Raw genomic sequence first — 12026 nt, 5'->3', positions numbered from 1 at the left:
TTGAGCCTTGTCCGTGCGGCTGTGGGGAGGGGTGCAGTACCCACAGGGGGCGGGTCGAACTGTGCTGGGTCAGCCTAGCGGCGCGCCCGCTCGAAACTTTTGGTGACACGTCATTCGCCGGAGGGGAGGCATCATTGTCCGGGGCAAAATGTTCTCGTATTCGCATGGTGCGGAGTATCCTGGATTGTGCCGGGATCAGTGACCGGCAGGACGATCGCGAGGAGATGAAACATGCAGCTCGGTGAAGCAGGAGTCCTGACGCTGCGGCTCGTGGTCGCCAATTCTCTCCCGGCCCTTCGGGCGGGAAGTAATTAGGGATCGCTCGACTGGGGGGCGACGGGGTGCAGGTTGGTCGTCTCGACCGGTGTTTACACGGTCCGAGGTCGTTTCCGCTGAACAGCGGGAACGACCTTTCTGTGTTTTCGCCGCAGTTCAGGTTCCTGTTGCTGCCGCTCTCCTGGGAGCGGTGCTTCGTCGACGGGTTCGTATGGTGAAAGCCGAGGCCAGCCGCGTTTCGCGTACGCGCCAGACGCGCCGGGCGCGGAATTCGGGTTATCCGCAACGATCCCAAGGCCCACCAACCTGCACGTGAAGGTCGTCCAGGCCGGGACGTCCACCTTGTGGTGGTCGATCACCGAGTTCAGCGCCTACGGCTCAGCCAGGCCGGCCGCGCGCCTTCCAGCCCGCGGCGGGCCCGGCGACCGCTCCGGCCAGGCCGGCTGCAGCGGCAGAAGCCGGGCCCGCACCTCGTCGTCCACCCCCCACGGCTTGTTGCCCATGTCATCACGAAGGGACGTGGACTGCTCGCACTCCGACGGGACCGGCCGCGTCCTGCCGTCGCCCCGGCGAGGAGCGGGCCGGGGCGAGGAGGGTCAGTTCTTCTTGAAGACGGTCACGGCCCGGGGGCTGCTGGTGGTGTCGCTGCTGCTGGTGGCACCGTTGCCGTCGAGGACCTTGGTCCAGGAGCCGGCGGGCAGGGCGGTGGTGTAGTCGCTGTCGGTGGGGTTGAAGACCACGACCGTGTCGTAGGCGGTGGGGGCGGCCGGGTCGGAGCTGATCCTGGTGGTGATCACGGAGCCGCTGTTCTGGCTGGAGAGCTGGTTGTTGACGGCGTCCCAGGTGGTCAGGCGCAGGGCGGTGGAGACCCCGACCGCCGGAGCGGCCCAACACGTCGGCCCGGCAGCGCGCACAGCACGCTGCCGGGCCGACGCGTTGGGCGGCACCGGAACTCGTGCGGCGCCCGGGCCGGCCTCGAACCGGAGAGCGCCGAGTCGATGGGGCGTGTCGGCAGAGCGCGCGGGAGGGTGCGCGAGGCATGTCAGAACGGGTCGGAGACGACACGCTCAAGACGACACACCGCCTGGAGGATCACCGTCCGCAGCCGATGGACAGCCGACCGTGATCCGCCCACTCCGATCACGCCGTCTTCGCCGATCCTGGCCGACCACCGGGCGCTGTTGCCGACCGTTGCTGGGCGCCGTGGCGGGCGCGGGTCTCCACGAGGCGGAGCCCGATCCGGGGGTCCTCCTGCAGTACGAACGTCGACGCGCCGGCCGCTCCCCGGGGGTGGGGGGTGGCCGGCGCGTGGGCGTCGGGGTCGTTGTGGGTGGGTCAGGGGGTGTGGGTGGTGCGTCGGCGGTGGTTCGCGATCATCTCCGCGTAGCGGTGTCCGCTGGTCTTCACGGTGCGCTGCTGCGTCTTGTAGTCGACGTGGACGAGACCGAAGCGCTTGTCGTAGCCGTAGGCCCATTCGAAGTTGTCGAGCAGGGACCAGGCGAAGTAGCCGGCGAGGGGTGCGCCCTTGCGGACGGCGCGGGCGCAGGCTGCGAGGTGTTCTTCGAGGTAGGCGGTTCGTTCGGGGTCGTGGACCTGGCCGTCGGCGCCGACGGTGTCGTGGTAGGCGGAGCCGTTCTCGGTGACGTAGATCTTCTGGACGCCGTAGTCGTCGGACAGGCGCAGGAGGAGTTGTTCGAGGCCGGGGCCGTGGACTTCCCAGTCCATGGCGGTGTGTTCGACGTTGGGGCCGGGGACCTGGCGGAAGTGGGGGGCGGGGGCGGTGGGGTCGCCGGTGACGATCTGGCGGAAGTAGTAGTTCAGGCCGATCCAGTCGAGGGGGGCGCTGATGAGTTCCATGTCGCCGGGTTGGACGGGCAGGTCCACGCCGTACAGGTCGAGCATGTCCTGCGGGTAGCCGCGGCCGAGCACCGGGTCCAGCCACCAGCGGTTGATGTGGCCGTCGGCGTACTGGGCGGCCAGGCGGTCGCTCTCGCTGTCGGTGGCGGGGTGCACCGGGCTGAGGTTGTTGACGATGCCGATGTTCGCGTTCGGGATCGTCGCCCGCAGTGCCTGCACGGCCAGGCCGTGGCCCAGGTGCAGGTGGTACGAGGCGCGGACGGCGGCGGTGAGGTCCTTGAGGCCCGGTGCCATGTTGCCGTCCAGGTGGCCGATCCATGCGGAGCAGAGCGGCTCGTTGAGGGTGGCCCAGTTGGTGATGCGGTCGCCGAGGGCGCCGGCGACGACCTGGGCGTACTCGCCGAAGCGTTCGGCGGTCTCGCGCTGCGGCCAGCCGCCCCGGTCCTGTTGGGTCTGGGGGAGGTCCCAGTGGTAGAGGGTGGGGAAGGGGGTGATGCCCTTGTCGAGGAGGGTGTCGGTGAGGCGGTCGTAGAAGTCGAGGCCGGCTTGGTTGACGCGGCCGTCGGCGTGGGGGATGACGCGGGGCCAGGCGATGGAGAAGCGGTAGGCGTCGAGGCCGAGTTGGCCTGCTATGGCGAGGTCCTGGGGCCAGCGGTGGTAGTGGTCGCATGCAACGTCGCCGGTGTCGCCGTTGTCGACCTTGCCCGGGGTGTGGGAGAAGGTGTCCCAGATGGAGGGGGCGCGGCCGTCCGCGTCCACGGCTCCTTCGATCTGGTAGGCGGCGGTGGCCGCGCCCCAGACGAAGTCGTCGGGGAGAGCGCTGAGGTCGTTCACGGAGAGCCTTTCGGGGAGGGTCACTTGACGGCTCCGGCGGTGAGGCCGGCGACCAGGTAACGCTGCAGGAGGAGGAAGCCGGCGACGACGGGCAGGCTCACGACGAGGGAGGCGGCCATCACCTGGTTCCAGTACACGTTGTTCTGGGTGGCGTAGCCCTGGAGGCCGACGGCGAGGGTGCGGGTGGTCTGGTTGGTCATCACCGAGGCGAAGAGCACCTCGCCCCACGCGGTCATGAAGGCGTAGACGGAGACGGCGACGATGCCGGGGACGGCGGCGGGGACGACGATCTTCAGGAGGGTGCGCAGTGGTCCGCAGCCGTCGACCGCGGCGGCCTCGTCGAGGTCGCGGGGGATGGAGTCGAAGTAGCCGACGAGCATCCAGATGGAGAAGGGGAGCGAGAAGGTGAGGTAGGTGAGGATCAGCCCGCCTCGGCTGCCGAGCAGGGCGATGCCGGTGTTGTTGCCGATGTTCACGAAGATGAGGAACAGCGGGAGCAGGAACAGGATGCCGGGGAACATCTGGGTGGAGAGGACGGTGACGGTGAACAGCTTGCGGCCGCGGAAGCGGTAGCGGCTGACGGCGTAGGCGGCGAAGATCGCGATCACCACCGACAGCGCGGTGGCGCTGACGGAGACGATCAGGGAGTTCACGAAGTAGTCCCCGAGGGGGACGGTGGTCCAGATGTCGATGTAGGGCTGGAGGGTGAAGCTGGAGGGGATCCAGGAGAAGGCTCCCTGGACGTCCTGCAGCGGCTTCATCGACGAGCTGATCATCACGAACAGCGGGGTGAGGACGAATATCGACAGCAGCAGCAGGAAGATGCGGCGTGACCACCGGAAGGAGGCCGGGGGTGCCATCGGTGAGGCGGGCTTGGTGCGGCTCGCCGACTTGTGGCGGGCGGAGGCGGGGTGCCCCGGAGTTTCCAGAAGCTCCCTCTTCTCGGCTATGGGAGTCCTAGGCATCGGCGTCCCTCCGTCGAGAGGTGAGGAAGAGGTAGACGGCCGTCACCAGGAGCAGGAACAGCAGGAGCAGGACGGACATCGCCGAGCCCACGCCGAAGTTCCAGGTGACGAACGAGGACTGGTAGATGTGGATCGAGATCAGGTCGGCCGCCTCCGGCGCGGACTTGCCGAACAGGACGTACGGCGTGTTGAAGTCGTTGAACGTCCAGAGGAACAGCACCAGGACGAGGACCTGGTTGACCGGGCGCAGGGAGGGCAGGGTGATCTTGCGGATCTGCTGCCAGACGCCGGCGCCGTCCATGGCGGAGGCTTCGTACAGTTCCTTGGGGATGTTCTGCAGGCCGGCCATCAGGGTCAGGAACGCGAACGGCCAGGACTTCCAGACCGAGACGACGACCAGGGCGGTGAAGCTGTTGTCGCCGATCAGCCAGAACGGCTTGTCGGACATCAGGTGCAGCTGGTCGACCAGTACGTGGTTGATCAGGCCGGTGTCGCGTTGGAACATGAACGACCAGGTGATCACCGCCGCGTAGACCGGCAGGGCGTACGGGACGAGGAACAGGGCCCGCAGGATTCCCCGTCCGCGGAACGTGTCCTGCATGTAGATCGCCGCGGCGGTGCCCAAGAACCACGAGATTCCGACGGACAGGGCGGTGAAACAACAGGTGGTCCAGAACGAGTTGAGGAGCGACCGGCCGACCGGCCCGCTGAAGTCCACCGCCATGCGGTAGTTCCCCAGGCCGGTCCAGGGTGCGGCCGACCAGTCCCGGATGAAGAACTGGGTGAGCTGTTTGAAGCTCATCACGATGCCGACCACCATGGGGATCAGGTGGATCAGCAGCTCCAGCGCGAGGGCGGGGAGCAGGAGCAGGTAGGGCAGGGCCCCTCGGGGGTGGCGCAGTCGGCGCAGTCGCTCTTTCACGTCAGGACGCCGGCATCTGCTGCTGGGCCTTGGTGAGCTCGGCCTTGACGCTGTCGTCGGTGGTCGGCTTGCCGGCGGCGGCCGCGGCGAGCAGGTTCTTCACGGCGGTGCCGACCAGGGTCTCGAACTGGCTCTCGTTCGCCACCTGCGGCAGCGGCGCGGAGCTGTTCGCCAGGACGTCACGAAGGGTGGTCAGGTCCGGGGTGGAGAACGCGGCGTCGCTCCCGGCCTCCTTCACCGGCGGGATGGAGCCGTAGGTGGCGTTGAGGGTCTTCTGCTCTTCGTTGCTGGTCATGAACTTGACGAACTGCAGTGAGCCGTCGAGGTTCTTGGTGTTCTTGAAGACCGAGAGGTTGATGCCGGCGACCATCGACTTGACGGCCTTGTCGCCGGTGGCGCCGGCCGGGATCGGCACCGGGGCCACGCCGTAGTCCTCGGGGTTCATCCCCTGGGACTTGAGGTTGGCGCCGGCGGACTGCCACATCATCATCGCGGTCTTGCCGGTGGCGAAGTCGCTGAGCGTCTGGTTGTTCGCGTACTCGGCGTTGCCGGGCGCGGCGATCTTGTCCTTGGCGATGAAGTCGACGTACTGCTTGACCGCCGCGACGGCGTTCGGGCTGTCGAAGGCCGGCTTGCCGGCGGCGTCGAAGAAGTCCGCGCCGTGCTGCTTGCCGAGGGTGAACACCTGGTGGACGTTCTCGGAGACGTTGCCGCCCTCGATGCCCAGGCCGAACTTGCCGCCGGTGGTGAGCTTCGCGGCATCCGCCTGCAGCTCGTCCCACGTCGCGGGCGCCTTCTCGATGCCGGCGGCCGCGAACATCTTCTTGTTGTAGTAGAGGCCGTAGGCCATCGAGTACAGCGGCACGGCGGCCGGGTCCTTGCCGGCCGCGCCGGCCGAGGCGATGGTGGACGGCAGGAAGCGGTCCTTGCCGCCGATCTTGGCGAAGGTCGCCTCGTCGAAGGGCAGCAGCGCACCGGTGGCCTGCAGCGACGCGGACCAGGTGTTGCCGATGTTGAGGACGTCGGGGCCCTGACCGGACGCGGTGGCGGCGAGGATCCGGTTCAGCAGGTCGGACCACGGCACGACCTCGAGGCTGACCTTGATGCCGGTCTGCGCCTCGAACTTCTTCAGCTCGGGCTCCAGCACCTGCTTGTCGTTCTCGATGCTGGTGCCCTGGTTGCTGGCCCAGTAGGTGAGCGTCTTGGGGGCACTGTTGTCGCCCCCGCCGCTGCCGGAGGTGGAGCCGCCGCCGCAGGCGGTGGCGGTGACGGTGAGAGCGGCCACGAGGGCTGTGGCGGCAGCGATCCGGTTGATGCGCAAGACCGGTCCCCTCTCAGGGGTGAGTATGCGTCGGTGGGGGAAGCAGTACGCGATCACTTACTTCAAGCCGTGATTTAACGTGTGAGAAAAGCTGGCGTCAAGATCCTGCGCCGGGATAGATTCCGTTCTGACGAGGGAGCCCCATGGTGCAGCGAAGTGTCCAGACTGTTCGTGACCTGCGACGAAGCAGTAGGTCCACGCTGCTACGACGTCTCTATTTCGAGGGTCGAACCAGCAGGCAACAATTGGGTCACGCCACGGGGCTCAGTGCCGCAACGGTCAGCAACGTGGTCGGCGAGCTCATGGCGGACGGCCTGGTGGAGGAGGCCGGCTCGGTCGACTCGGCCGGCGGGCGGCCCAGGATCCTGCTCCAGGTGAAGCCCGGCATCGGGCACCTGGTGGGGGTGGACGTGGGGGAGACGCAGGTCAGGGTGGGTCTCTACGACCTCGCGCTGACCGAGCTGGCCGCCTGCGACCAGCCGCTCTCCGACCACGGGCACGACGTCGGGCACGTGGTCCGGCTGATCCTGGCCGGCCTGGCGGAGGTCATCGCGGCTGCCGGGGTCGAGGAGCGGAGTGTGCTCGGCGTCGGCATCGGGGTGCCCGGCATCGTCGAGCAGGCCGGCCCGGCCGGAGACGGACGGTGCGTCCTGGTGCACGGTCCGACCGTGGGGTGGGACGCCGTCCCGCTCGGGCGGCTGCTGCGGGCGGGCACCGATCTGCCGCTGCACATCGACAACGGCGCCAAAACCCTCGGCCAGGCCGAGATGTGGTTCGGGGCGGGCCGGGGCGCGAGCCATGCGGTGATCGCGTTGTTCGGCTCCGGTGTCGGGGCCTGCGTGATCGCCAACGGCACGCCCTACCGGGGCGCGACCAGCAGCGCGGGCGAGTGGGGGCACACCAAGGTCCACGTCGGCGGCCGGCTCTGCCGCTGCGGCGCGCGCGGCTGCCTGGAGGCCTACGTCGGCGCCGAAGCGCTGGTCGAGCGCTGGCGCGCCGACGGACCCGGCGCGGCTACCAGCGCCGACGAGAAGGCCGGACTGGCGGCCCTGCTGGCGGCTGCCGAGCGCGGGGACGACCCGGTGGCCGACGCGCTGCTCTGCGAGACCGCGGAGTACCTCGGCGCGAGCATCGCCGACCTGATCAACCTCTTCAACCCCGAACGGATCGTGATCGGCGGCTGGGCCGGGCTGCTGCTCGGCCCCAGACTGCTGCCCGCCATCCAGCAGTCGGCGACGACCCACGCGTTCGGTTTCCCGCGTGCCCAGACCTCGATCGAACTCGGCCTGCTGGGGCCGGACGCCGTCACCCTCGGCGCGGCCACCCTGCCGCTCGCCCGGTTCCTCGATTCCGGAGGAGTCCCGGCGGAGCGGGAGGGGTCCGTGCCTTCACCGCGCTGACCTGCGGTGAAGCTCCCGCGCTGGGATCGGACACGTCATCAGGAGCCCGTCCTGGCCGCGGAATCGCTCCGTGCAAGAAGTTCCTCCAGAGTCTTGACATCGGTGAAGATCGGCCCCGAAACTCTGGGGAGCGCTCTCCGGGCCTTCGGTGCCAGGGCGCCATCCCCCTTCAGAAATCCCCCACCCTTTGTGGTGATCGGCGCGTCATGGCCCGCTGCGGTTCCTCCTCGCACCGCCCGCCTCGGCCGCCCTCCCGCCGCAATGCACTCCGCACCCCCACTCAGCTGCAGGAGAAGCCCATGAGGCTCACCTCAACACGTCCAGGCGCCGTGCGCCGCGCTCCGGCCGCCCTCACGGCAGCCGCCGTGGTGGCCGGTCTGGCGATGGCCCTTCCGGTCACCACCGCCAGCGCCGCAGGCACCCTGCTCTCCCAGGGCAAGACGGTCAGCTCCTCGTCCACGGAGAACGGCGGCACCCCGGCCACCGCGGCCGTCGACGGCAACACCGGTACCCGCTGGGCCTCGGCCGCGACCGACCAGCAGTGGATCCAGGTCGACCTCGGTGTCAGCGCCGCGATCGACAAGGTCGTCCTGAACTGGGAGGCCGCGTACGGCGACGGCTACCAGATCCAGACCTCGGCCGACGGCGTCGCCTGGACCACGATCTACACCACCACCACCGGCGCCGGCGGCGTGGAGACGCTCAACGTCTCCGGCACCGGCCGCTACGTGCGGATGAACGGCACCCACCGCCACACCGGCTACGGCTACTCCCTCTGGGAGTTCCAGGTCTACGGCACCCCGGCCGGCGGCACCGGCGGCACCGGCGGCACCGGCGGCACCGGCGGCACCGGCGGGACCTGCGGCACCGACAACGCGGCGCAGGGCAAGACCGCCACCGCGTCCTCGACGGAGAACGGCGGCACGCTCGCCTCCGCGGCCGTCGACGGCAACACCGGCACCCGATGGGCCTCCGCCGCCAGCGACCCGCAGTGGCTGCAGGTCGACCTCGGCTCCAGCCAGCAGGTCTGCCAGGTCGTCCTGAACTGGGAGGCCGCGTACGGCGACGGCTACCAGATCCAGCTGTCGCCCGACGGCACCAACTGGAACACCGTCTACACCACCACCACCGGCGCCGGCGGCGTGGAGACCCTCAACGTCTCCGGCACCGGCCGCTACGTGCGGATGAACGGCACCCACCGCCACACCGGCTACGGCTACTCCCTCTGGGAGTTCGCGGTGCACACCGGCAGCACCAGCACCGTCCCGCCGGTCCAGGGCGGCGGCGACCTCGGCCCCAACGTGAAGATCTTCGACCCCTCCACGCCGAACATCCAGGCCACGGTCGACCAGATCTTCACGCAGCAGGAGTCCAACCAGTTCGGCTCCGAGCGGTACGCCATGCTGTTCAAGCCGGGCACGTACAACAACATCAACGCCAACATCGGGTTCTACACCTCGATCGCGGGTCTGGGCCTGAACCCGGACGACACCACCTTCAACGGCGACGTCACCGTCGACGCGGGCTGGATGCAGGGCAACGCCACCCAGAACTTCTGGCGCTCGGCGGAGAACCTGCACCTCAAGCCGGTCAGCGGCACCGACCGCTGGGCCGTCTCGCAGGCCGCGCCGTTCCGCCGGATGCACGTCGAGGGCGGTCTCAACCTCGCCCCGTCGAGCTACGGCTGGGCCAGCGGCGGCTACATCGCCGACAGCAAGATCGACGGCCAGGTGGGCAACTACTCGCAGCAGCAGTGGTACACCCGCGACAGCTCCATCGGCGGCTTCAGCAACGGCGTCTGGAACCAGACGTTCTCCGGCGTCCAGGGCGCTCCCGCCCAGGGCTTCCCCGACCCGCCGTACACCACCCTCGACACCACCCCGGTCTCCCGCGAGAAGCCGTTCCTCTACCTGGACGGCAACGACTACAAGGTCTTCACGCCGGCCAAGCGCACCAACGCGCGCGGCACCGACTGGGGCAACGGCGCGCCGCAGGGTGACTCCATCCCGCTGAGCCAGTTCTACGTGGTCAAGGCCGGGGCCACCGCCGCGACCATCAACCAGGCGCTCGCCCAGGGCCTCAACCTGCTCTTCACCCCGGGCGTCTACCACGTCGACCAGACCATCAACGTGACGCGGGCCAACACCGTGGTGCTGGGCCTGGGCATGGCCACCATCATCCCGGACAACGGCGTCACCGCGCTCAAGGTCGCCGACGTGGACGGCGTCAAGCTCGCCGGCCTGCTGCTGGACGCCGGTACGGTCAACTCGCCCGCCCTCCTCCAGGTCGGCGACGCCGGCCCGGGCGCGGACCACGCGGCGAACCCGACCACCGTCCAGGACGTCTTCGTCCGGGTCGGCGGCGTCACGGCGGGCAAGGCCACCGCCGGCATGCTGATCAACAGCAACAACACCATCGTCGACCACACCTGGATCTGGCGCGCGGACCACGGCGCCGGCGTCGGCTGGGAGAGCAACCGCTCCGACTACGGCATGCAGGTGCGCGGCAACGACGTGCTGGCCACCGGCCTGTTCGTCGAGCACTTCAACAAGTACGACGTCGAGTGGTTCGGCGACCGTGGCAGGACCATCTTCTTCCAGAACGAGAAGTCCTACGACGCCCCCAACCAGGCGGCGATCCAGAACGGCAGCGTCAAGGGCTACGCGGCCTACAAGGTCGAGGACTCGGTCAACACCCACGAGGGCTGGGGCCTGGGCAGCTACTGCTACTTCAACGTCGACCCGACCATCGTCATGGACCACGGCTTCGAGGTCCCGGACAAGCCGGGCGTCAAGCTCCACGACGTCCTGGTCAACTCGCTCGGTGGTAACGGCCAGTTCAACCACGTGGTGAACAACAGCGGCGCCCCCACCTCCGGCACCGGTACCGTCCCGTCCAACCTGGTTTCCTACCCGTAGGCCCGGAAACCCCGTCGACCGGACGCCGCCGCCCCCACGCGGCGGCGTCCGCCTGTCTGCGCGCGGACGCGGGAGGACGGCTCGCCGTGGTGGCGCGGCGGTTCTCGTGGACGCCGCGTAGTGCGCCGGCCAGGACGACGGCCGGTGTCGAGGACACCTGGGGGTGGCGCATCATCGGCCATCACCTCTCCCTGGGCTTCACCGTCGTCGCCCAGCGGCACCTGACCGGCACCCCGCTCCCCATGGGGGCGATGCCCATACCGCTCGGTACCGCGACGAGGTGTGCCGCGAGCATCCGTCCGAGCCGCACTTCGCATGGGCCGTCGGCACCGAACCCGACAGCGCGCGCTACCACCGGATTTCGACCTCCGGCCTGCTGGTCGAAGCGGACACCGCGGTCGCCGCGGGCCAACACGTGCACACCGTCTGGCGCGACCTGGACAACGACCATGGGCACGACCTCCTGCTGGACCCCTACGCGCGGCACGGCGCCGACGGGGAGCACCTGAGCCGTCGGCAGACGTCCGACCGTGTCGAGCCCACCGGCCCACTCCGGACCGGAGCCCGGTATCCGCCGCAGGTCTACGTGAAGCACTGACGGGGCCGGGGCCCGGACGCGTGAAGCACTGACGGGGCCGGAGCCCGGAGGGCGGACACCGAGTGGGCCGGTTTGAGTCCGGCGGTGTCCGGGATCCGTGTGATCGCGCGGTCCGCTGGCCCGACTCCCTCTCCGCCCGGTAGGGATGCCAGCCGATGGTGAGGTGGTGGCCCCCAGGGCCGGCCGCCGGTCGGGCCGTCCTGGGCTCCGGCATTGCCAAAGACCGTGTTTCGCAAAGGAGTTGCTGGGCCCAGCCGAGTGGGAGGCCGGCCGCCGCGACCACGTTGGACGGAAGCTTGTCCAGGCCATTGACATGCTCATGGCCTCTGGCTAGCCTCTGGGGACGCCCGAGGATCCCGGGCGCCCCTGGCATCGGGAATCCGGCCGCCACCCCGCCAGTGCGCGCATCGCCTCGACCGGGTGCTCCGCCCGGCCTGCGGGGGCGCCGTCGACGGGTGGCCGCCGTGGTCGCCGTGGTCGCGGCCGTCGTGGTCAACGGCGCCGCCGTAAAGCTGCGGACCTGCAACGGCGGTACCGCCCAGCACCGGACGCGCACCTGATCCCACCGGTACCCTGCCGGTCGTCCAGTAGCGGATCGCCGAAGACCGGTCACGACGGCGGAGGGTCCGGCCCATCGGGGCCGCGCCCTCCGCCGTCCGTTCAGGAGCCCCCCACGAAGGCACAACGGCCTCGACAATCCTCGATTCCGGTCGGCCGGAGGTGCTTTCCGCATGTCCGGCCGCCTGCCGGACGGTCCGCCTCGTGACAGCGCGGGACCCGGTGATGGGGATGCGCATGATCCGGCCCGGCGCCTGGACACGTCACGAGAGCCCCGGGCTCTCTCGGACCCGCGGAGCAGGGCCACCGGATCGGCCCGAATTCGATCCTCGGCCGAAGGCCGGAAAAGCCTCGCTGTCAGTTCGACCAGCGACTTC

At 69.4% G+C, this 12026-nt stretch carries 7 protein-coding genes and 2 pseudogenes; 4 read left to right on the top strand and 5 right to left on the bottom strand.

Annotated elements, in window-relative coordinates:
* Window positions 1–872 precede the first annotated feature (872 nt).
* The 5 genes and pseudogenes from OG823_RS08590 to OG823_RS08570 form a co-directional block, all read right to left on the bottom strand.
* Entirely contained in the window at window positions 873–1223 is a 351-nt protein-coding gene (locus OG823_RS08590) for a hypothetical protein (protein WP_371478860.1), read from the bottom strand.
* Between the two features lie 388 nt (window positions 1224–1611).
* Window positions 1612–2967: a GH1 family beta-glucosidase gene (locus OG823_RS08585; RefSeq protein WP_371484359.1), complete on the bottom strand. Its 1356-nt coding sequence runs from the start codon at window positions 2965–2967 to the stop codon at window positions 1612–1614.
* Window positions 2968–2987: 20 nt separating this feature from the next.
* The gene (locus tag OG823_RS08580; protein ID WP_371484358.1) at window positions 2988–3827 is read right to left on the bottom strand and encodes a carbohydrate ABC transporter permease; all 840 of its coding nucleotides are present in this window, start codon (window positions 3825–3827) and stop codon (window positions 2988–2990) included.
* 97 nt (window positions 3828–3924) lie between these two features.
* Window positions 3925–4821: pseudogene (locus OG823_RS08575) on the bottom strand (carbohydrate ABC transporter permease); the annotation flags it as partial.
* Window positions 4822–4855: 34 nt separating this feature from the next.
* On the bottom strand, window positions 4856–6175 hold the full coding sequence (locus OG823_RS08570) for a sugar ABC transporter substrate-binding protein (protein WP_371478859.1): 1320 nt from the start codon (window positions 6173–6175) through the stop codon (window positions 4856–4858).
* Window positions 6176–6318: 143 nt separating this feature from the next.
* Between OG823_RS08570 and OG823_RS08565 the strand changes: the two genes are divergently transcribed.
* The 4 genes and pseudogenes from OG823_RS08565 (at window position 6319) to OG823_RS08550 (ending at window position 11091) form a co-directional block, all read left to right on the top strand.
* Window positions 6319–7575, top strand: a complete 1257-nt coding sequence (locus OG823_RS08565; protein WP_371478857.1) for an ROK family protein — start codon at window positions 6319–6321, stop codon at window positions 7573–7575.
* Between the two features lie 299 nt (window positions 7576–7874).
* Window positions 7875–10493: a discoidin domain-containing protein gene (locus OG823_RS08560; RefSeq protein ID WP_371478856.1), complete on the top strand. Its 2619-nt coding sequence runs from the start codon at window positions 7875–7877 to the stop codon at window positions 10491–10493.
* 86 nt (window positions 10494–10579) lie between these two features.
* Window positions 10580–10738, top strand: a pseudogene (locus tag OG823_RS08555) (hypothetical protein); the annotation flags it as partial.
* A 35-nt stretch (window positions 10739–10773) separates the two neighbouring features.
* Window positions 10774–11091: a DUF3500 domain-containing protein gene (locus OG823_RS08550; protein ID WP_371478854.1), complete on the top strand. Its 318-nt coding sequence runs from the start codon at window positions 10774–10776 to the stop codon at window positions 11089–11091.
* Window positions 11092–12026: the final 935 nt, after the last annotated feature.

This window comes from Kitasatospora sp. NBC_00315 (assembly GCF_041435095.1).
Classification (GTDB): Bacteria; Actinomycetota; Actinomycetes; order Streptomycetales; family Streptomycetaceae; genus Kitasatospora.
Note: the sequence above shows the minus strand (reverse complement) of the source record. Positions and strands in the feature narration are given on the sequence as shown.

Coding starts and splice junctions, on each gene's coding strand:
- OG823_RS08560 (WP_371478856.1), top strand. CDS start 7,875: ATGAGGCTCACCTCAACACGTCCAGGCGCCGTGCGCCGCGCTCCGGCC.
- OG823_RS08565 (WP_371478857.1), top strand. CDS start 6,319: ATGGTGCAGCGAAGTGTCCAGACTGTTCGTGACCTGCGACGAAGCAGT.
- OG823_RS08580 (WP_371484358.1), bottom strand. CDS start 3,827: ATGGCACCCCCGGCCTCCTTCCGGTGGTCACGCCGCATCTTCCTGCTG.